This is a genomic window from Corynebacterium sp. LaCa_282 (assembly GCF_057198125.1).
Window position 1 is genome coordinate 849,214 of record NZ_CP191095.1, and the last position, 19,411, is coordinate 868,624.

The following is a 19,411-nucleotide window of genomic DNA, read 5'->3' on the forward strand; positions in this document are numbered from 1 at the left end:
GTTCCCTGCGGGTTTAAAAAGGCGGCTCGGCGTCGAGCTCGAGTTCAGAAAAGAGCTGGGCACCGGACCACATGGTGATGTCCTGGCCCTTTTCCTGCAGCTCTTCGGCGCGCTTTTCCTTGGAGGTCTTCTTTGCCCATTCGCCGACGACAAGCAGCGTGGTCTTTTTGGTGACGTTTTTGCCCACTTGCCCGCCGCGCTTGGCGATGCCCTGCCACAGCAGCCCCTTATCGTACGGCTCGAAATCACCGGTCAGGGTAACGTGCTGGCCGTAGAGCGCGCCCTTTGGATCGGCATTGGGATTGGGATCTGGGATGGTATCCGGGGTGGCCACGGCCTGCCACGGCGCCCGGCCGGAAGACGCGGGCTTTTTGCTGGTTCCCGCGGAACGGGTGGAATCGCGGAAATCGGTGCCGGCGCCCAGATCGTCGCCGGAGGTGGGCGCGGTATGCGCGCGCAGAACCGGCAGGATGGCCGAGGATTCGAGCCGGCCGAGGCTAAACTCGCGGGTGGTAAAGAGATCGGTGATGCTTCCGGTATGCCCGAAGCGCTGGGCCAGCCCCGTGATGATGGTGCCGGCGGCGCGGGCGTCCTCGGTGGCATCGTGGTGGGTAAAAGAGGCACCGCCGAGGTGCTTCACGACGGTAGGAAGCTTGTGGTTGGCCACCGAGATAACACCTTGCTTGGAAGCGTCCCGGGACAAAGCGAGCGAGCAGGCCAGCGGGACGGTGGGGACATCGGCGCCGGCGGCCAGCAATCCGGAGCGCAGCGCGGAAGAATCGAACTGGACATTGTGCGCGACGACGACATCGCTGCCGATGAAATCAAAGAGCTCTGCGGCCGCTGTGGCAAAGGGCATGGCACCTTCGACATCGGCTGCGGTAATCCCGTGGATGGAGATATTGATTTCGGCAAAGTGCTCCAAGCCTGGGGGAGGGGTGCACAGCCACGACTGGGACGCGGTTTCCCCGCCATCGCGGTAACGCACGGCACCGATCTGGCAGATGGAACCCCAATTATCATTGGCGGTTTCCACATCAACCGCGACGAAATCAAGCCCCGGGTTGCCCACGGAGGATTCTTCGCTAGAGGATGGGGCTGCGGCTTCCGCGGGTGCATCGCCCTGTTGCGCCGCCTCGATGGCGCGCGCCACGCTGTGGGGGTCTTGGTGCGGGGCGAAGGCAATGCTGCCGGCGCTGCCTAAGGACAGCGAACCAAAACCGGTGGCGGTGGGTTCGTGGGCGCGCAGGTCATCGATGGCATCAAGGGCGATTTCTGCGGTGGCAGGCGCGCCCAAGCTGCGCGAGAGCAAGCTGCGGTGAAGCACGACTTTTTCCGCAGTGACATCGATGAATACGCCATGCGCGGGATACGACACGAAAATGGCCTTTCTTCTGGGGTGAGAATCTAAGGGGAGGTGCTGCACAGAGATCGTACTCGCTTGTGCTTGGCGAAAATCCGCCGCGGGGGTGAAGCGTTTTAATCCGCCTCGCTGTGCTGCAGTCCGGCATTGATAATCCGCACGCCACGCACCAAATCGGCGCGGTAGTCCGCCGGGGTAGCACCGCCGGTGGTTTCTAAAAGCTGGCGCTGGGATTGCTCGAGCAGCGTGGCGCCCAAGACGAGGTGCACGGCGGAAAGGGCAGCGGCCTTGCGTGCGGCGGCATCGAAATCGGGGCAGGTGGCGGAGCTAAACTGCGCGACGAGGTGATCCCAGGCCTGGGAATCCGGCTGCGAGAGTCCGGCAATGGCGACCTCCGCGCCATCGCGCCGGGCTAGGAGCAATTCGCGCAGGTGCAGGCTAATCTCTTCCAGCGTGGAACCGGCGACGGGGGCGATAATATCTTCGGCAAGAGCAGCGATGAGCGCCTGCTTATTGGCGATGTGCCAATACAGCGCCCCCGGGGCAACGCCGAGGGAGGAGGCGACGCGGCGCATGGTGACATCGGCAAGCCCATACGTATTCAATAGGGTCGTTGCGGCGTCGATGATGGCCTCGCGATGTAGTTGCACAGTGGAAATTGTACGTGTTTCGCCGCGCTAAGGAATAGCTCACAGGTACTTTTCAGACTGTAATAATGTCCCTTGCAAACTTGCATTGTTAGGATTGCGAGGACATAAGAACCCGTCGTGAGGCGGCTTCGCATTCGAAAGATTGATTCAGGAGCTCTCCCTTGTCCTTTTTGACCCCTGCTAAGAAGTCCCTTTTTGCGGTCGCTATGGTTGCCCCGCTTGCCTTAGCTGCATGCAGCTCAGATGACGAGGACGATTCGACGAAGACCGCGTCGTCTTCGTCTGCCTCCTCGTCTACTGAGACCTCCGCAAAGGAATCGGCGAAGAAGTCTGAGGACAAAGACGCCGACAAGGATAAGAAGGAAAAGGAAGAAAAGGATAAGAAGAAGGCCGCCGAGGACCCTAAGGACAAGGGCGAAGAAGGCGGCAATGAGGGCGCTAATACGAACCCCATGCACAACGGGGACGATCCCTTCGCCAACGCCCAGGACATTAAGCCCATTGAAGGCGGACAAGAAGCCAACGATGGCGATAAGCAGGCCATTGAGCAGTTGGTGCGCGGGCAGCATGAGATTGACAACGTCAAGGAATACTTTGGCTACATGCCAGCACATGCCTGCAAGGCCGTGCGTGAAGGCGAGTCTGGGGATTTCCAGCAGTACCTCAACTACGTCGATAGCCTGCCCAACCAGTCCTTTTCCGAATACGCAAACTCCATGCGCCAGCAAGGCCAGGGCAATCCCCAGATCAACGAATTTGCCAACCAGCTAGAGGCCATTCCTACCTCCACCAAGCTGGAATCGGTCAATGACGTTGTGGTCAACGGTGATGACGCCTCTGCCACCGTGAGCGTATCGAACTCGGAAGGTACCGATACCTCCACCGTTCGTTTCCGCCGCGAGGACGGCAACTGGACCTTCTGTAACTAAAGTGTCTTCCCGCCAAGCTCGCTTGCCCCGCACTCTCGGTTTTGGTGCGGGGCTCCTCGCGTGTTCCCTGCTCGTTTTCGGCATCTGCGGCGCGCTCTGGGGTTTTATGCGCCCCACGATGACCGGCCGCGCTGTCGACGGTGGCGGCTATGCCATTGAAGCGGTGGGCAACGCGCAATTCGTCGCTTTTATGACCTTTGCGCTCGCTACGGGTTTCCTGGGGCTGTGCCTGGGGCTAGCCGCATTTGTCCAGCGCCGCGGGCGCGGTCTCGCGATGTTGCTGTGGGTGGGGGCATGCGCCTTCGCCGGTGCCGTGTCCTTCTACGTCTTTGGCGGCATCACCGCGACGCACCCGCCGGAGAACCCAGGCGATGTCGTGGAGTTTGCGCCGAACTTTTCTCCCGCCGTGGCCTGGGCGGTAGCGCCATTTTTGGCCATGTTTTCCTACTGGTGTACCGCGTTTATTAGCTCCGACGCGGACTGGGAAGTTGTGGGGCGAGAGGCTGCGGATGAGCCGCAACGGGAAGTTACGCCCACTTAACCGGGGAGCTGCCGCAAAATTCCCGCGCGATTTCATCGATAGCGTGCAGGATCGCATCGAGGCTCTGGCTTAAAACCCGCTGCAACTGGTCTTGGCTTAGACCCGCCCCAATAAGCGTCGGCACATCGACGTGGACGTGGAGGCCGTCGTCGGTGGAGCGGCAGTAGGCCGTGGCGCTGTGGCTCGCTAGGTTCCAGTCATTGCAGATTAAAAACAGGCGGGTGAACTCGTTCTCATTCGCATTCAGGTCCCACCGGCCAGTGATGATGAGGCTTGGTCCAGAATCGAGGGTAAAGGTGCAGGCGATGGAATTGACTAGGGCGAACAGCCAGATGTCACCATCGCTATGGAAGCGGTCGATGCCTATCTGTGGCAGAGCAGCGGCGAGGAAATCCAACGTGAACGCGGGTGGCGCGCTGGCGTCGTCTGGCGCCAGCAGAAGCTCTGGTTCTTGGGCTAGGGCCGGAAATTCGCGCGTCGCCACGCTAATGAGCACCTCTGCGCCGCGGAGCGCGGCGGGCACAAACGCGGCTAGTTGATCGTGCGTTGGTGCAGCCCCAGTGGTGAAATGGCTCTGCCCACACAGCACCAGCGAGCCCGCCTCGTCATAGTCCAGCAGGGCGGTGGGGTAGAGGCAATCGGCATTCCACGTGGTGATGAAGCGGGACAGCTCGGCGGCATCGCCCAGCGCAACCGCACCCCGCGGAGTGGTGTGCAGGTGGATTACCACACCGTCGGCCTGCGACACAGACACCAAGGTGGAGCCCTCCTGCCCATGGGAGATGACGAGTTCTCCAGTGGGCAAGGCCCAATAGGAAAAGTCATTCTCGCGGACGATGGCGCGCAGGTGCCGCTCAAGACTGGTGGATTCAAATTCGATCATCATGCACCGCACACTCGCCTTCGCTGGAATTTGCTTTGAGTCTATCGCCCAAGAGGGTGTTCCCGCGGCGCTTTGGGCGATAGTATATTGGTTTGTCTACAGATATAGCCCACGGTGATCAACCAGAAAGTGAGCCAGGAATGCTTCGAACCATCGATCTCCGCGGTCAACAGCTCCGCCCCGCTACGCTGCGCCGCGTCCTTCCGCGCGGCGGCACCGATGTGAATTCCGTCATGGGGACCGTCGTGCCGATGGTCAATAAGGTGCGCGATGAGGGCGCCCAGGCGGCGCTGGATTATGGGGAGCAATTCGATGGAGTGCGCCCGCCGTCCCTGCGCGTGCCTGAGGCGGAACTGCAGCGGGCCGCCGACGAGCTTGATCCCCTGGTGCGCGCGGCCATCGAGGCCTCCATCGAGCGGGTGCGCCGCGTGCATGCGGACCAAAAGCCGGAGTCGCACACCACGCAGCTGGCCCCCGGCGCCACCGTGACCGAGGTATTCCGCCCCATCGAGCGCGTTGGCCTCTATGTTCCCGGCGGCAAGGCGGTCTACCCGTCCTCTGTCATCATGAATACCGTGCCCGCGCAAGAGGCTGGTGCCTCCAGCCTGGTGGTTGCCTCCCCGCCACAAAAGGAGCACGGCGGCCTGCCGCACCCCACGGTCTTGGCCACGTGCCACATGCTGGGCGTGGAGGAAGTATGGGCCGTCGGCGGGGGCCAGGCGGTAGCTCTTTTGGCCTACGGCGATGCGGACGAAGACGTAGAGCCCGTGGACATGATTACCGGGCCGGGCAATATCTTTGTCGCCGCGGCCAAAAGGGCGGTGCGCGGGGTGGTAGGCACCGACGCGGAGGCCGGCCCGACCGAAATCGCCATCTTGGCGGATGAGACCGCGAACCCCGTCTACGTGGCCTACGATCTCATCTCCCAGGCAGAGCATGATCCGATGGCGGCAAGCGTGCTGATTACGGCATCGGAAAGCGTGGCCCAGCAAGTAAAACAGGAGGTAGAGCGCCGCTATACGGCAACGGAGAACTCCGGCCGCGCCGCCGAGGCCTTAACCGGCGAGCAATCCGGCATCGTGCTGGTGGATTCCATGGACGCGGGCATCGCTGTGGCGAATGCGTATGCCGCCGAGCACCTAGAAATCCACACTGAGCAGCCGCACGCGGTGGCAGAGCGCATCAACCACGCTGGCGCCGTCTTCATCGGCGCGTATTCCCCGGTGCCCTTGGGGGATTATTCGGCCGGTTCCAACCACGTGCTGCCCACCTCCGGCACGGCGCGGTTTTCCGCCGGGCTTTCCACTCACACCTTCCTCCGGCCGGTCAACCTCATCGATTATGACCGCGGTGCTCTGGAAGAAATCGCCCCCAACGTCATCGCCTTTGCCAATGCCGAGCGCCTTCCCGCTCATGGGGAGGCCATTCGCGCCCGATTCGAGGAGAAATAAATGGCCCAGCTACATGACCTACCGCTGCGCGAGGAATTGCGCGGCGAGACCGCCTATGGCGCCCCGCAGCTGCGGGTGGTCTACCAGCTCAATACCAACGAAAATCCTTTCCCGCCTTCGCCCGCGCTTGTCGATGCCCTCGTGGACGAGGTCCGCCGCTGCGCCAGCTCGCTCAACCGCTACCCAGAGCGCGATGCGGTCGAACTGCGCACCGAGCTAGCCCGCTACGTTTCGCAGCAAACCGGCGTGGATGTCACCTACGAGCAGGTCTGGGCCGCCAACGGCTCCAATGAGATCCTGCAGCAGCTGTTGCAGGCCTTCGGCGGGCCGGGGCGCAGCGTGCTGGGATTTACGCCGTCGTATTCCATGCACCCGATCCTGTCTGCCGGTACCTACACGCGTTTTATCGAGTGCCCGCGCGATGAGAACTTCGCCATCGATATGGACCGCGCCCTGGCGGCGGTGGCCGAGCACCAGCCTGACGTCATTTTTGTCACCACTCCGAATAACCCCACCGGTGGGATAACCAGCCTGGAGGATATTGCCGCGCTTATCGATGCCGCCCCCGGCATCGTCATCGTCGACGAAGCCTACGCCGAGTTTTCTGACTCGCCGTCCGCGACGAGCTTGTTGGAAAAATACCCCACCAAGCTCGTGGTGTCGCGCACGATGTCGAAGGCCTTCGACTTTGCTGGCGGGCGCCTGGGTTACTTCGTGGCGGATCCGGCCTTCGTGGAGGCCATCATGCTGGTGCGCCTGCCATATCACCTCTCCGTCTTATCCCAGGCCGCGGCCACTGTGGCCCTGCGCCACAGCGCAGACACCCTCGCCACCGTGGAAACCATCGCCGCCGAACGCGACATGGTGGCCGGGCGCCTGCGCGAGATGGGCTATACCATCATGTCGAGCGAATCGAATTTCCTTTTCTTTGGCAATTTTGCGGATCAACACCGCGTGTGGGAGCAGTTCTTGGATGAAGAGGTACTCATCCGCGATGTAGGGATCGACGGGTACTTGCGCGTGACCATCGGCCTGCCAGAAGAAAATGCGGCCTTTCTGGCTGCGGCGGAAAAACTAGCGACTACAGTAGGAGCGGATACTTCAAAGGAGTGATTTATGACAAACCGTGTGGGGCGTGCCCAAAGAGCAACATCGGAATCGGACATCACCGTTTCCATCGACCTTGACGGCACTGGGAAAAGCGACATTTCCACTGGGCTGCCGTTCTTTGACCATATGCTTACCGCATTTGCCACACACGGGCTCTTTGACCTGCAGGTTAAGGCCACCGGTGACGTGGAGGTAGACGCCCACCACACCGTGGAAGATACCGCCATCGTATTAGGCCAGGCCCTGCGCGAAGCAGTGGGGGATAAGGCCGGGATCCGCCGCTTCGGCTCCCAATTACTACCCATGGATGAGGCGCTGGTAGAGGCGGTCGTGGATTTTTCGGGCCGCGCCTACTTCGTGATGAATGGCGAGCCGGACCACCTGCAGTGGCAGGTCATCGGCGGGCACTATGCCACGGTGATTAACCGCCACTTCTTCGAATCCTTGGCCACCCACGCAGCTATTACCCTGCACGTCAACGTGCGCTACGGCCGCGATCCGCACCACGTGACCGAGGCGGAATACAAGGCGGTAGCCCGCGCGCTGCGCGCTGCCGTGGGCCACGATCCGCGCCAGACCGGCATCCCTTCGACGAAGGGAGCCCTGTAGCCCGTGCAGTTTATGATCCTCATCCTGTTTCTGGTGGCAGGCCTCTTGGTAGGAGGGGCCTGGTCCGCGTATCAGCAGGGCTCGAAGTTTTTTACGGTTGTCGCCGCGCTTTTAGCCGTTATCACCGCGGCCGCGGCCATTGCCTGGATGGTTGGAGGCTTTAGTAAATGAGCGAATCTCAAGAGACCAATATTTGGAAGGTGCCCGGCTATACGCCGACGATGGTAGCCATCGCCGCCGCCTTTGGCGCTTGGTCCATCCTGCTTCCCGTGGTGCCGTTGGCCGTCATTGACTCCGGCGGTTCCGCGACCCTGGCGGGCGGATCTACAGGTATCTTCATGGCCTTTACGGTTGCCACGCAGATCATATCGCCGTGGCTGTTGCGCCGCTGGGGCTACAGGCGCGTGATGGCGCTGTCCGCCTTTACCTTGGGCGTGCCGGCCTTCGGCCACCTGTTGGGTACCGACGCCTGGATCGTCTTGCTATTTTCCGCCATGCGCGGGGTGGGCTTCGGCGCCCTCACCGTGTCCGAATCCGCGCTGATTGCAGAGCTCTCCCCGGTGCGTCTGCTGGGCAAGGCCACCGGCATGATTGGTGTATTTACAGGCTTGGGGCAGATGATCTTCTTGCCGCTCGGCCTGTTCATGGCGGATTCCCTAGGCTATGCGTCCACCTATATCACCGCCGGCCTCATTGGCTTCTTGGGCTTTGCCATGTGCCTGCGCATCCCCAAGATCAAGGTCACCTTGGCCGAGGATAATGATGAAGAAGTCAATATCATCCGGGTTCCTACCTGGAAGCTGGTTGCGGTTCCGGCCTTGGCCTTGACCACCTTCTCCATGAGCTACGGTGCCATTTCCTCGTTCTTGTCCCCCGCGATGCAGGAGCTCGATGCCGCAAGGGGCGCCAGCCTCGCCGGTATCATGCTGTCCATCGTGGGCGGCGCGGCGATGATCTTCCGGTACTTCGCCGGCGTGGTGGCAGACCGCACAGGGGCCCCAGGCAGCCTGTACATCCCAAGCCAGATCATGGCGATCATCGGCGTCGGGACGATTTCGCTGACCCTATTTATGGAAAGCTCCATCTGGTGGCTAGTGCTCGGCGCCGTTCTATTCGGTGGCGCCTTCGGTATCGCGCAAAACGAGGCCTTGCTATCCATGTTTGACCGGCTGCCCCGCGAGCGGGTCTCGGAGGCCTCGGCGATTTGGAATATTTTCTACGATAGCGGCACCGGTCTAGGCTCGACCTTGCTCGGTGCCATGGTGGCGGGCTACGGCTACGACGGCGCCTTCGGAGCGGGAGTTGCGATCCTTATCGCCGGTTTGCTGCTCACCACGGCGGACTTCATCCTGGGCCGGACTCGCGTGAGCGAGACCAACGATATCCGCACCCGTTTGCGTCGAATGCGTAAGGTATAGCCCATGACAAAATCGGTGGTGTTATTGGACTACGGCGCGGGCAATATTCGCTCCGCCCAGCGTGCCCTCGAGCGCGTCGGAGCGGAGGTCACCGTCACGGCGGATCCTTATCAGGCCCTCGAGGCAGACGGGCTGCTGGTTCCCGGCGTGGGCGCGTTCGATGCCTGCATGACAGGGCTTAAGGCGGTGAATGGGCCGAGGGTCATCGGCCAGCGCCTGGCAGGAGAGCGGCCGGTCATGGGCATTTGTGTGGGAATGCAGGTGCTTTTCGATGCCGGCGTCGAGCACGGCATCCACTCCACAGGCTGCGGCGAATGGCCGGGGACGGTCGAGCGCCTGCAATCCGACGTGTTGCCGCATATGGGCTGGAATACCATCGAGATGCCAGATGGCAGCGCCATGTTTGCCGGGCTTAATGCCGATGAGCGATTTTATTTCGTGCATTCCTACGGCGTTCGCCGCTGGGAATTGGAAACCGTCATTACCCGCCCGCCGCTGGTGAGCTGGTCCACGCACGCTGGCGATTCTTTCGTGGCGGCGGTGGAAAATGGCGCGCTCTGGGCCACGCAATTCCACCCCGAAAAATCCGGGGATGCGGGCGCGCAGCTATTGGAAAACTGGATGCACACGCTCTAGGTAGGATGAAACCATGACTTTTACGCTTTTGCCCGCAGTCGATGTCGCCGGCGGCAAGGCCGTGCGCTTGGATCAGGGAGAGGCCGGCACCGAAAAGGTCTACGGCGCCCCGCGGGATGCCGCCCTTGAATGGCAGCGCCAAGGCGCCCAGTGGCTGCACTTTGTTGACCTCGATGCCGCCTTTAATCGCGGTTCCAACCACGAGCAGATGGCGGGGATTACCCAAGAACTCGGCATTAATGTCGAGCTTACCGGTGGCATCCGCGATGATGCCGGGGTAGAGCGCGCGCTGGCTACCGGCGCGAACCGCATCAATATTGGCACCGCCGCCTTAGAAAACCCAGAGTGGATAGAAAAAATCCTTGGGCGCTACGGCGAGAAAGTCGCCGTGGATTTGGCGGTGCGCTTAGAAGATGGCGAATGGCGCACGAAGGGCAATGGCTGGGTCTCCGATGGCGGGGATCTCTGGGAGGTGCTCGAGCGCCTCGATGCCGCAGGATGCCAACGCTTCGTGGTCACGGATGTGTCCAAGGACGGGACGCTTTCTGGGCCCAATGTGGAATTATTGCGCGAGGTAGCAATGGCAACCGATGCCAAGGTCACCGCCTCCGGTGGCATTTCCTCCCTGGCGGATGTTAGCGAGCTGGCCCGGTATGAAAATGAGGGCATCGATTCGGCGATCATCGGCAAGGCGCTGTATGAGGGAAACTTCAGCCTGGAGGAGGCGCTAGCGGCGGTGGCAGAGGTAGAGCCGCTGCCCGCAGAGGTGCCCATCGATCCTTATGACCCCGAGGAAGGGTAATCAATGATGGATCCGCGCGAGTTGGTGGCCTTCGCGGAGGCGGCCGTTGACCAGGTTGAGCCCATCTTTCGATCCGGCATCGGGGCGCCACCGGCCCACTTTAAAAGCCGGGGCGATTTCGCCACAGAGGTGGACTTGGCCATCGAAAAGCAGCTGCGCGACATACTGCAGCAGATGACCGGCATCCCGGTGTACGGGGAGGAATCCGGCGGTAGCATCCACGACACCGTGTGGGTTGTCGATCCGATTGATGGGACCGCAAATTATTCCGCGGGCAATCCCATGGCCGGTATCTTGGTGGCTTTGGTTCACGAGGGCCAGCCTGTCGCGGCCATCTCGGATTTTCCCCTCTTGGGCAGGCGCTTGGTTGCCAGCGACGGCTCGCCGCTGCGTTCTGCCGGTGGGCCGTCCGGCGGTTTCGGTGGCGGGGAAGAGTCCCCAGAATTCGATGATGCCCGTGGGCACGTGGGATGTTTTTCCAACCTTCCCACTGCGGCATTCCACGAGCTGCGCGAATCCGGCTTGCGGCCGCGCATTACGGGCTCGGTGGGACTAGATAATGCCTTCGTGGCCCAGGGCGTATTTGACGGTGCCGTGAATTTCTCGCCGCACCCGTGGGATAACGCGGCGGGAGCGCTCCTTATCAAGGCCGCTGGGGGCATCATCACGGATCCGGAGGGCAATCCGTGGACCGTGCAGTCGCGGGGTATGGTCTCCGGTACGCCGCAGGTGCACGAGACAATCCTAGAAATCCTATCTCATCACTTAGATTAAACCTGTGAAGGAGTAAGCCCCGCATGGCTGTAGCCGTACGCATTATCCCGTGCCTTGATGTGGATCAAGGCCGCGTAGTCAAGGGCGTAAATTTTGCCCACCTGCGCGATGCAGGAGACCCCGTGGAATTAGCCGCGCGCTATGAGGAATTGGGCGCGGACGAACTGACATTTCTCGATGTCTCCGCGTCCAAGCACGGCCGGTCCACCATGCTCGATGTGGTACGCCGCACCGCCGATCAGGTCTTTATCCCTCTCACCGTGGGCGGGGGAGTGCGCAGCGTTGACAATGTCCGCGAGCTCCTGCGCACCGGTGCGGATAAGGTATCGGTCAATACCGCGGCGATTGGCAATCCAGACCTGCTGCGCGAATTGGCAGAGGTCTTTGGCTCGCAGTGCATCGTCTTATCCGTGGACGCGCGGCGCACCGATGCGGCGCACGCACCGTCGGGGTTTGAAGTCACGACTCACGGCGGGACGACATCGGCTGGCATCGATGCAGTGGAATGGGCCCGCACCGGCGCCGAGCTAGGTGTGGGGGAGATCCTTTTAAACTCCATGGACGCAGATGGCACGAAGGCCGGATTCGACCTCGAGCTTCTGCACGCGGTGCGGGAAACGGTAAACATTCCCGTCATCGCCTCCGGCGGAGCGGGCGCGGCAGCGGATTTTCCACCCGCTGTCGAAGCAGGTGCCGATGCCGTCCTGGCAGCGAGCATTTTCCACTTTGGAGAGGTAGAAATTGGCGAGGTCAAAAAGGCCCTCGCAGACTCCGGATACGAGGTGCGCCGGTGAACACTCCCGCAGATTATGAGCTAGACCCGCAGATAGCTGCGCTGCTCAAGCGCAATGAGCAAGGGCTCGTGCCGGCGGTTGCCCAATCCGATTCCGGCGAAGTGCTTATGCTTGCCTGGATGGATGACCACGCGCTGGCCCACACGCTGGCAACGCGAAAGGGCACCTACTTCTCGCGCTCGCGCGGCGAGTATTGGATTAAGGGCGAGACCTCCGGACATACGCAGGACGTGCTCGGTGTGCGCCTTGATTGCGATGGCGATACCATCTTGCTGACCGTGCGGCAGCGCGGCGCGGCGTGCCACACTGGAGACCGGACCTGCTTCGATGCGAGAGTTCTTTTAGGGGATGATTCCTGATGACGAGGCGACTTGGCCCGCTCCTTATCGCGGTGGGCACGGCGGTGCTGTGGTTTTCTTCCCGCAGCACCTGGGTAAAAGCGGTAAGCGAGGACGATAAATCGGGCTCGGCAACCAATGAGATCGTGGGCTCGTCGTGGTCCTTAGAGCTTATGGCATTGACACTGGTTCTCCTCGCCGGGGTGCTCGCGGGCCTCGCGCTGCGCCGAACGGGACGACGTATCGTGGCCATTGTGTGCGCCCTCGCCGCCGCAGCCGCTGCGTGGAGCCCCATTAACCTGCTGACCAGCGGTGCTGACGCCCAGCGCGCGCAAAAAATATTGCAGGGCGCGTCCGCGAATGAGAACGCGGTGGATTCTGCCGCAATCTCCGAGTGGGCCACCGTCATCTCGGTGGAGGTCACCAAACTTGGCCCCATCGTGGCCATTATTGGTGCAGCCCTAGCGTTCTTTGGCGCCGTCCTGCTCGCCCAGAACCCAGGCAAGGACAAGGCCAAGGCGTCGAGCAAGTACGAAACCCCCGCCGCCCGCCAAGAAAAGCTGGCGGAAGATTTGGAGACCTCATCCGATTCCGGCCGCGTAATGTGGGACGCGCTCGATAGCGATATCGACCCGACCGATGTGGGCCGCAAATAGCCCCGTTCGCGCAGCGCAATTTCCGGAAACACTTCCCATAGCGTTAATCTAAGTGTGATCTTAATCGCGCTTGGAGGGAGGTGCTCATGCCCACACCCATAGCCGTCGATCACCTGGTCGCTGGGGTGCTTGAGGATGTCGCCGCGCGCGAAGCACGCGTTTCCTTCCAAGACATCAAGGCGCGCTCGCGGGACATGGAGCCTCCCCGCGATGCCCGCGCGGCCCTCTTAAAGCCCGGTTGCTCAGTCATTACTGAGCTTAAGCGCGCCGTTCCTTATACCGGGGAAATTGCCCACGTGGGCTCGGCCGAGCAGATGGCCGAATGGGCGCGCACCTTTGAAAACTGCGGCGTGCATCTGATGGCCTGCCAAACGGATACGCGGCGCTTTAACGGTTCGCTTGAGGATATGGCGGCCGCGCGCGCTGCTATCGATATCCCGATGATGGCGCGCGACCTCATCGTGGATCCGTACCAGATTCATGAGGCTCGCTGTTTTGGCGCCGATGCGATCCCGCTGCAGGTCGAGCTTTTAGAACAAGCCCGATTGGAAGCCCTCTTGGATCGGGCGGAATCGTTAGGGATGACCGCCATCGTGGAGGTGCGAACCTGCGGGGAGGTCAACCGCGCGATTAAGGCCGGCAGCAGTGTCATCGCGATCAATGCGTGGTCGCTTGCCTCCGATGAGATCAACCGGGAGGCCTTCAATGATATTGCCCCGGGTCTGCCGGAATCTCTCCTGCGCATCGCCGTGGGTGGGGTGAATAATGCCCGCAACCTCTTCCACTATGCCTCCCGCGGGGCGGATGCGGTATTGGTCGGTGAATCCGTGATGGCGGCCCAGGATCCCACCGCCTTGGCACGCTCTCTGGTGGCCGCGGGCCAGCACCCGGCGTGCCCCTCTCGTAAAAGTTCCTAGGAAAGTGACCCCAAACTAGCTCAAGGGCACGCCGATAAGGCACACTATCTACGTGCATACTCAGAATCTTGCAAATATCCCCTCCCCGCCGCAAGGCGTGGTGTGGCATCTTGGCTCCATTCCAATCCATGCGTATGCGCTGTGTATCATCGCCGGCATCCTCGTGGGCATGTGGATGACGCTGCGGCGATACACGGCTCGGGGCGGCAATCCCGATACCGTGTGGGATGCGACCATCGTCGTCATCCCCGCTGGCATCGTGGGCGGGCGGCTCTACCACGTCATCACGGATAATCAGAAGTACTTCTGTGAGACCTGCAACCCAGTCGACGCCCTCAAGGTCACCAATGGCGGCCTTGGCATCTGGGGCGCGGTGGCCTTAAGCGCCGTAGCACTGTGGGTGATGTTTCGAATCAAAAAGATCCCGCTTGCACCATTCGCGGACGCGGTAGCGCCTGGCCTCATCCTTGCCCAGGGCATAGGCCGGTTGGGCAACTGGTTCAATCAGGAGCTCTACGGCCGGCCGACCGACGTTCCGTGGGCGCTGGATATTTACTACCGCGTCGATGAAGCGGGGGAATACGCCCCAGTTTCCGGGCATTCTACCGGCGAGGTCATCGCTTCGGTGCACCCGACGTTTTTGTATGAGCTCATTTGGAACGTGCTGGTGTGCCTGTTCCTTCTGTGGGCGCACAAGGCATGGAAGCTGGGCCGCGGACGAGTATTCGCCCTCTACGTCGTGGGCTACACTCTGGGCCGCTTCTTTATCGAAGGCATGCGCTCTGATGAGGCCACCGAAATCTTCGGCGTCCGCGTAAACCTCATCGTCTCCGCCGTTGTCTTTATCGCAGGTCTCATCGTCTTTTTCTTGCTGGACAGGCAGCGCAAGGGCCCCGAAACGCCAGAGGAAGTTGACCCGCGGTACTACCGCGAGCAGGCGGAAAACGGCGGCGAGGGCGACGAGAAACGCGTGGCAGCCACGCATGCTAACGGCACCTCGGGCACTGCTACCGGCCGGAAATGACCGGTTATGTGTGATCGTGTCCGATTGCCGTAGTTAAGGCGCCAAAAAATTGTGGCCTAGCCGCGCGCGAGGGAGTAGGTTGGGGGTTGTTCAATTTCCCCGATGGAATAGGCCAATAATGCTGGATAGAAGAACCAAAATTGTCTGTACTCTCGGCCCCGCGGTAGCTAGTGGGGACGGAATTTTGCGCCTTGTAGAAGACGGCATGAACGTCGCGCGCCTCAATATGTCGCACGGCGAGCATGCGGACCACGAGGCCAATTACAAGTGGGTCCGCGAAGCCACCGAAAAGACCGGCCGGAACGTAGGTATCTTGGCCGATCTTCAGGGCCCCAAGATCCGCCTTGGCCGGTTTAAGAACGGCGAAGAGCAGTGGGATAACGGCGAGATCGTCCGCATCACCGTGGACGATGTTGAAGGCACCCACGACCGCGTATCCACCACCTACAAGGGCTTGGCCCAAGACGCGAAGCCGGGCGATCGCTTGCTTATCGATGACGGCAAGGTCGCCGTCGTCTGCAAGGAAGTAGACGGCAATGACGTGGTGTGCGAGGTTACCGAGGGCGGCCCCGTATCCAATAACAAGGGCGTGTCCCTGCCCGGCATGAGCATTTCAGTGCCGGCCCTGTCTGAAAAGGACATCGAGGACCTGCGCTTTGCCCTGCAGCTCGGCGTGGACTACATCGCGCTGTCCTTCGTGCGTTCGCCTGCCGATGTCGACAAGGTCCACGAGATCATGGACGAGGAAGGCCGCCGCGTGCCGGTCATCGCCAAGCTGGAAAAGCCCGAGGCTGTCGATGCCCTCGAGTCCATCATCTTGGCCTTCGACGCCGTGATGATTGCCCGCGGTGACTTGGGCGTTGAGGTTCCGCTGGAAGAGGTGCCACTCTTCCAGAAGCGCGCTATCCAGATTTCCCGCGAGAACGCCAAGCCGGTCATCGTGGCCACCCAGATGCTGGATTCCATGATCGAGAACTCCCGCCCCACCCGCGCGGAGGCTTCCGACGTGGCCAACGCCGTGCTCGACGGCGCCGATGCGGTGATGCTCTCTGGCGAGACCTCCGTGGGCGCGGATCCGCACAACGTGGTGCGGACCATGTCGCGCATCGTCAAGCGCTCCGAGACTGATGGCCAGGTCCCGCCGCTGGCGCACGTCCCGCGCACCAAGCGCGGCGTGATGTCCTATTCCGCCCGCGATATTGCAGAGCGCCTGAACGCGAAGGCTATCGTTGCCTTCACCTCCTCTGGTGATACCGCAAAGCGCGTCGCCCGCCTGCACTCTGACCTGCCGCTTTTGGTATTTACCCCGGACCAGGACGTGCGCGCCCAGCTGGCGCTGACCTGGGGTGCAGAGACCTTCTTGAGCCCCGACGTCAAGTCCACGGATGAGATGATGGAGGCCATCGATAAGTACCTGCTGGACTTGGACGAGTACGACGAGAATGACTTGGTCGTCGTTGTTGCAGGTACCCCTCCGGGAATCTCCGGCAATACCAACATGATTCAGTGCCACATTTTGGGAGAGACCATCAAGGACTAGCGCACTGAAAAATCCGCCGCGCCCCACACTCCATTGAGAGAGTGGACGCGGCGGATTTTTTATGGTGAGTTAAGCGCCCAGGTACGCCAGCACCGCCGCATGGGTGGCTTGGGTGGAGGCCTTGACCGTCGGCTCATAATCCGGCAGGAAGTTGGCCTGGTGGTTGACCGGGGGATCGGCTAGCTCAGATTCCGGGGTGCACCCTACGTGCCAAAAGACGTACGGTACGCCCCACGCCTGCGGCAGATAGCAAAAGTCTTCGGAAGCGGTCGAGGGGGAGGCGGTAACGGATGCTTCACCGAAGGTGGCCGTAAAGACCTCGTCGATGGGCGAATACGCGGCGGCATCATTATCGGTGACCTCGCCGTGCGCGTAGTACTCAAAGGTGGGGTCTTTTTCGCAGCCGGAGGCCACGCATTCTGCCTTCACCATGCGCTCTAAGGAGGCATAGACCTTCTCCGCCAGGGCTGGATCATAAAAGCGCGTATTGAGCACGAGCTCGGCGGAATCCGGGATGATGTTGTTTTTATCGCCGGAGTGCAGCTCGCCCACGGAGATGACGAAGAACTCGTGCGGGGCTACCTCGCGGCCGACGATGGCCTGGAGCCGGGTGACGATCATCGCCGCGGTATAGGTCGGGTCGATTGAATTATGCGGCATGGAGGCGTGGGCGGATTTACCAAAGATGCGGATGCGCAGGGAATCGCAGCCGGCCATGATGGGGCCGGCGGTGTGGCGGACGGTGCCGGCGCGGCCGGGCATGATGTGCTGGCCTAAGCAAATATCGGGGCGTGGCACGCGCTCGGTGAGGTTATCGGCGATCATGTATTTCGCGCCCATGGATGATTCCTCCGCCGGCTGGAACAGGGCGAGAAAAGTGCCGGACCAGGTATCGCGGGAGGCATCGAGAAGCGCACAGGCACCGAGTAGGGCCGTGGTGTGCATGTCGTGCCCGCAGGCGTGCATGTAGTCATTGGTCGAGGAATACTCCACGCCGGTGGCCTCCTTGACCGGCAGGGCATCGAAATCGGCGCGCATGAGGGCGGTGGGGCCATCGCCATTGCGGAAAATGGCGACCATGCCGTGCCCGCCAATGTTTTCTTCTACTTCGCAGTCGAATTCGGCCAACTTGGCGCGGATGCGCGCCGCGGTGCGTTCCTCCTCGTGGGAAAGCTCGGGGTGGCGGTGCAGATCTTCGTAAAAATCCCGCTGCCACGTCAGGTCAGTATCCGCAGAGTGGACCACGGAAGCGATGTTTGTGGAATAAGACATAGTTTTCATCCCTTTGGTTAGGGTAGGGTCAGCTATATGCCGACTATTCAATTCGATGTATTGGTTCCAGATGAGCAAGCGGACCGCGTGGAGGAGATTTTTACCACTGCCACCGATAAGCTGGTAGCGGGCGGATCGCTTACCTCCGCCGAGGTTACTCGCCCGGCAGATCCCCAGTTCCCTGAGGGCTTGGAGGAACAACTGCAGCAAAATTACCGCGATGAACACGAAGAGCGCGATTTAGAAGGCGCGCACGCCCACCGCTATAACATCGCGGTGGCGGGAGCGACCGGCTCCGTGAACCAGCTGGCCATGGTGCTGTCGCGTTTGCTCACGCCGCATGCCGTATTGCCCAAGGATCACGTGCTGCTGGAAGATGAATTGGCACATGAGCGCCCGGCCATCTTTCCGTGGACGGTCGAGATTCGCCCTTAGCCCAGCTGCTTGACGATGTCCCTGGCAGCCCTAGCCAGCTGCTCCGGCATCCCACCTTCTTGATCTAGCTCCGCGGTGACGTGCTTGGTGTCCTGGTTGATGGCCCCGGCAACGATGCCGACGGGGGTAGAGGACTCCGCCGCAAGGTCCGCGACGGTGCCGACGACCTTGCCGGTCAAGGATTGCTCATCAAAGGCGCCTTCGCCGGTGATGACGAGGTCCGCCTGAGAAATGGCTTCCGCGAGGCCGAGGGCCTTGGCCACATGTGCCCCGCCAGAGACGACGCGGGCGTGCTCATCGGTGCCCCACAGGGTGCGCGAAAGCCAGGTAAGGCCGATGGGAATGCCACCGGCGGCACCGGTAAATTCCGTTTCCGGATCCGTGCCGGTGACCTTGCACAATTGGAGCAGTGCCCCGGCAAGCAGGGCTATTTGTTCGCCCTCTGCGCCTTTTTGTGGCCCGTACATGGTGGCAGCCTGCATGGCCTTAGCCCGGGTATCGGCCAGGAGTGTGAAATCAACCATGCCCGCTTTGATGTTTAATTGCGCGGTATCGATGGAATCGAGCTGCACTAGCGGGGCGCCGCCCTTGGGCAGGGCATAGCCGCGTGCATCGTGGGCGGCAGCGCCGAGGGCAGCAAGGATTCCCATGCCACCGTCGATGCTGGCCGTGCCACCGAGGCCGAGTACGATGGAGGTGGCGCCGCGGGATTGGGCATCGGCAAGCAGCACGCCCGTGCCATAAGAATCCGCGTGAAGGGGATTGAGTGCGTCGCGGACCGCGGGCAGCCCCGTGGCGGCGGCGACGTCGATGAAGGCCGTGCGTCCAGCGAGGAAATACTGGGCCTCGGTCAAACGCCCCACCGCATCAGTTGTGGGAAGGGTAATGGTCTGGGTTTCTTGCCCGCCCGCTGCGGCGGCCTGGGCCAGCACCTGGGCGGTGCCTTCCCCGCCATCGGCCATCGGCAAGGTGGTGACGGTGGCGTTGGGGTAGTGCTGGCGGATTCCGTTGGCGATTCCGGCTGCGGCTTCCGTGGCAGAAGCGGTACCTTTAAAAGAGTCAGGCGCGACAACAATATGCATGTCCGCGATTATAAAGCCCGCGACCCGTTCGGCGGCTTTTTGCTAGGAATCCGAACGTTCTACAGAAAATATTTAACTTTATTGTCCCAGGTAAAAGCTGGTAAGCGGGGGAGTGAGAAATAACTGTACTTGCATTATCGGTAGATTGATAGGAAACTGGTTTCTGCTAGTCAAACTCCACGAGAAT

The 19,411-nt window shown here is 61.5% G+C and carries 22 protein-coding genes; 17 read left to right on the top strand and 5 right to left on the bottom strand.

Features of this window, described 5'->3' with window-relative positions; translation table 11 throughout:
- Positions 1–13 precede the first annotated feature (13 nt).
- Together ACP8KU_RS03940 and ACP8KU_RS03945 are read right to left on the bottom strand one after the other, a co-directional pair.
- On the bottom strand, positions 14–1,378 hold the full coding sequence (locus tag ACP8KU_RS03940) for an exonuclease domain-containing protein (RefSeq protein WP_484484012.1): 1,365 nt from the start codon (positions 1,376–1,378) through the stop codon (positions 14–16).
- Between the two features lie 101 nt (positions 1,379–1,479).
- Positions 1,480–2,013: a TetR family transcriptional regulator gene (locus tag ACP8KU_RS03945; protein WP_005283769.1), complete on the bottom strand. Its 534-nt coding sequence runs from the start codon at positions 2,011–2,013 to the stop codon at positions 1,480–1,482.
- Between the two features lie 161 nt (positions 2,014–2,174).
- Here ACP8KU_RS03945 and ACP8KU_RS03950 point away from each other — a divergent pair, with 161 nt between their 5' ends.
- Together ACP8KU_RS03950 and ACP8KU_RS03955 are read left to right on the top strand one after the other, a co-directional pair.
- The gene (locus ACP8KU_RS03950) at positions 2,175–2,942 is read left to right on the top strand and encodes a hypothetical protein (protein WP_284808500.1); all 768 of its coding nucleotides are present in this window, start codon (positions 2,175–2,177) and stop codon (positions 2,940–2,942) included.
- Position 2,943: 1 nt separating this feature from the next.
- On the top strand, positions 2,944–3,483 hold the full coding sequence (locus tag ACP8KU_RS03955; protein WP_284808502.1) for a hypothetical protein: 540 nt from the start codon (positions 2,944–2,946) through the stop codon (positions 3,481–3,483).
- Here the strand turns inward: ACP8KU_RS03955 and ACP8KU_RS03960 are convergent.
- Positions 3,470–4,369, bottom strand: coding sequence for a YbjN domain-containing protein (locus ACP8KU_RS03960; RefSeq protein WP_484484013.1), 900 nt, complete (start codon positions 4,367–4,369; stop codon positions 3,470–3,472). The genes ACP8KU_RS03955 and ACP8KU_RS03960 overlap by 14 nt on opposite strands.
- Before the next feature lie 137 nt (positions 4,370–4,506).
- Between ACP8KU_RS03960 and hisD the strand changes: the two genes are divergently transcribed.
- The 14 genes from hisD (at position 4,507) to pyk (ending at position 16,435) form a co-directional block, all read left to right on the top strand.
- Positions 4,507–5,817 (top strand): histidinol dehydrogenase, encoded by a 1,311-nt coding sequence (gene hisD / locus ACP8KU_RS03965; protein WP_484484014.1) that lies wholly within the window; start codon positions 4,507–4,509, stop codon positions 5,815–5,817.
- Positions 5,818–6,930, top strand: coding sequence for a histidinol-phosphate transaminase (locus ACP8KU_RS03970; RefSeq protein ID WP_484484015.1), 1,113 nt, complete (start codon positions 5,818–5,820; stop codon positions 6,928–6,930).
- A gap of 3 nt (positions 6,931–6,933) precedes the next feature.
- Positions 6,934–7,536: an imidazoleglycerol-phosphate dehydratase HisB gene (hisB, locus tag ACP8KU_RS03975; protein ID WP_484484016.1), complete on the top strand. Its 603-nt coding sequence runs from the start codon at positions 6,934–6,936 to the stop codon at positions 7,534–7,536.
- Positions 7,537–7,539: 3 nt separating this feature from the next.
- Positions 7,540–7,707 carry a hypothetical protein gene (locus ACP8KU_RS03980; protein WP_023017276.1) on the top strand — a complete coding sequence of 56 codons (168 nt, stop codon included), beginning with the start codon at positions 7,540–7,542 and terminating at the stop codon, positions 7,705–7,707.
- A complete protein-coding gene (locus ACP8KU_RS03985) occupies positions 7,704–8,954 on the top strand; it encodes an MFS transporter (RefSeq protein WP_005283747.1) in 1,251 nt (416 codons plus the stop codon). The genes ACP8KU_RS03980 and ACP8KU_RS03985 overlap by 4 nt, the downstream gene beginning before the upstream one ends.
- Before the next feature lie 3 nt (positions 8,955–8,957).
- Complete coding sequence (gene hisH, locus ACP8KU_RS03990; protein WP_484484017.1) at positions 8,958–9,590, top strand: imidazole glycerol phosphate synthase subunit HisH; 633 nt, start codon at positions 8,958–8,960, stop codon at positions 9,588–9,590.
- Positions 9,591–9,603: 13 nt separating this feature from the next.
- Positions 9,604–10,392 carry a bifunctional 1-(5-phosphoribosyl)-5-((5-phosphoribosylamino)methylideneamino)imidazole-4-carboxamide isomerase/phosphoribosylanthranilate isomerase PriA gene (priA, locus tag ACP8KU_RS03995; RefSeq protein ID WP_284808511.1) on the top strand — a complete coding sequence of 263 codons (789 nt, stop codon included), beginning with the start codon at positions 9,604–9,606 and terminating at the stop codon, positions 10,390–10,392.
- Between the two features lie 3 nt (positions 10,393–10,395).
- Positions 10,396–11,166, top strand: coding sequence for an inositol monophosphatase family protein (locus ACP8KU_RS04000; protein WP_484484018.1), 771 nt, complete (start codon positions 10,396–10,398; stop codon positions 11,164–11,166).
- Between the two features lie 23 nt (positions 11,167–11,189).
- Positions 11,190–11,960: an imidazole glycerol phosphate synthase subunit HisF gene (hisF, locus tag ACP8KU_RS04005; RefSeq protein WP_284808516.1), complete on the top strand. Its 771-nt coding sequence runs from the start codon at positions 11,190–11,192 to the stop codon at positions 11,958–11,960.
- Complete coding sequence (gene hisI, locus ACP8KU_RS04010) at positions 11,957–12,319, top strand: phosphoribosyl-AMP cyclohydrolase (protein WP_005278556.1); 363 nt, start codon at positions 11,957–11,959, stop codon at positions 12,317–12,319. Before hisF ends, hisI begins: the two co-directional genes overlap by 4 nt.
- Positions 12,319–12,954, top strand: coding sequence for a TIGR02234 family membrane protein (locus ACP8KU_RS04015; protein ID WP_005278559.1), 636 nt, complete (start codon positions 12,319–12,321; stop codon positions 12,952–12,954). The genes hisI and ACP8KU_RS04015 overlap by 1 nt, the downstream gene beginning before the upstream one ends.
- 86 nt (positions 12,955–13,040) lie before the next feature.
- Positions 13,041–13,871 carry an indole-3-glycerol phosphate synthase TrpC gene (locus ACP8KU_RS04020; protein ID WP_005278561.1) on the top strand — a complete coding sequence of 277 codons (831 nt, stop codon included), beginning with the start codon at positions 13,041–13,043 and terminating at the stop codon, positions 13,869–13,871.
- 52 nt (positions 13,872–13,923) lie between these two features.
- Positions 13,924–14,895: a prolipoprotein diacylglyceryl transferase gene (lgt, locus tag ACP8KU_RS04025; RefSeq protein WP_284808522.1), complete on the top strand. Its 972-nt coding sequence runs from the start codon at positions 13,924–13,926 to the stop codon at positions 14,893–14,895.
- A 121-nt stretch (positions 14,896–15,016) separates the two neighbouring features.
- On the top strand, positions 15,017–16,435 hold the full coding sequence (gene pyk, locus ACP8KU_RS04030) for a pyruvate kinase (RefSeq protein ID WP_175279200.1): 1,419 nt from the start codon (positions 15,017–15,019) through the stop codon (positions 16,433–16,435).
- A gap of 69 nt (positions 16,436–16,504) precedes the next feature.
- On the opposite strand, the gene ACP8KU_RS04035 is transcribed toward pyk, so the two are convergent.
- Positions 16,505–17,716, bottom strand: a complete 1,212-nt coding sequence (locus tag ACP8KU_RS04035) for an amidohydrolase (RefSeq protein WP_484484019.1) — start codon at positions 17,714–17,716, stop codon at positions 16,505–16,507.
- A 27-nt stretch (positions 17,717–17,743) separates the two neighbouring features.
- On the opposite strand from ACP8KU_RS04035, the gene ACP8KU_RS04040 reads away from it, so the two are divergent.
- Positions 17,744–18,142: a hypothetical protein gene (locus ACP8KU_RS04040; RefSeq protein ID WP_005278570.1), complete on the top strand. Its 399-nt coding sequence runs from the start codon at positions 17,744–17,746 to the stop codon at positions 18,140–18,142.
- Here the strand turns inward: ACP8KU_RS04040 and ACP8KU_RS04045 are convergent.
- Positions 18,139–19,224, bottom strand: coding sequence for a glycerate kinase family protein (locus ACP8KU_RS04045; protein WP_302520379.1), 1,086 nt, complete (start codon positions 19,222–19,224; stop codon positions 18,139–18,141). The two genes, ACP8KU_RS04040 and ACP8KU_RS04045, sit on opposite strands and share 4 nt — an antisense overlap.
- Positions 19,225–19,411 lie beyond the last annotated feature (187 nt).

Excerpts from the sequence above, each read along its gene's own strand:
- ACP8KU_RS03960 (WP_484484013.1), bottom strand. The coding sequence starts at position 4,369 with ATGATGATCGAATTTGAATCCACCAGTCTTGAGCGGCACCTGCGCGCC.
- hisD (WP_484484014.1), top strand. The coding sequence starts at position 4,507 with ATGCTTCGAACCATCGATCTCCGCGGTCAACAGCTCCGCCCCGCTACG.
- ACP8KU_RS03970 (WP_484484015.1), top strand. The coding sequence starts at position 5,818 with ATGGCCCAGCTACATGACCTACCGCTGCGCGAGGAATTGCGCGGCGAG.
- hisB (WP_484484016.1), top strand. The coding sequence starts at position 6,934 with ATGACAAACCGTGTGGGGCGTGCCCAAAGAGCAACATCGGAATCGGAC.
- ACP8KU_RS03985 (WP_005283747.1), top strand. The coding sequence starts at position 7,704 with ATGAGCGAATCTCAAGAGACCAATATTTGGAAGGTGCCCGGCTATACG.
- hisH (WP_484484017.1), top strand. The coding sequence starts at position 8,958 with ATGACAAAATCGGTGGTGTTATTGGACTACGGCGCGGGCAATATTCGC.
- priA (WP_284808511.1), top strand. The coding sequence starts at position 9,604 with ATGACTTTTACGCTTTTGCCCGCAGTCGATGTCGCCGGCGGCAAGGCC.
- ACP8KU_RS04000 (WP_484484018.1), top strand. The coding sequence starts at position 10,396 with ATGATGGATCCGCGCGAGTTGGTGGCCTTCGCGGAGGCGGCCGTTGAC.
- hisF (WP_284808516.1), top strand. The coding sequence starts at position 11,190 with ATGGCTGTAGCCGTACGCATTATCCCGTGCCTTGATGTGGATCAAGGC.
- ACP8KU_RS04015 (WP_005278559.1), top strand. The coding sequence starts at position 12,319 with ATGACGAGGCGACTTGGCCCGCTCCTTATCGCGGTGGGCACGGCGGTG.
- ACP8KU_RS04020 (WP_005278561.1), top strand. The coding sequence starts at position 13,041 with ATGCCCACACCCATAGCCGTCGATCACCTGGTCGCTGGGGTGCTTGAG.
- ACP8KU_RS04035 (WP_484484019.1), bottom strand. The coding sequence starts at position 17,716 with ATGAAAACTATGTCTTATTCCACAAACATCGCTTCCGTGGTCCACTCT.
- ACP8KU_RS04040 (WP_005278570.1), top strand. The coding sequence starts at position 17,744 with ATGCCGACTATTCAATTCGATGTATTGGTTCCAGATGAGCAAGCGGAC.
- ACP8KU_RS04045 (WP_302520379.1), bottom strand. The coding sequence starts at position 19,224 with ATGCATATTGTTGTCGCGCCTGACTCTTTTAAAGGTACCGCTTCTGCC.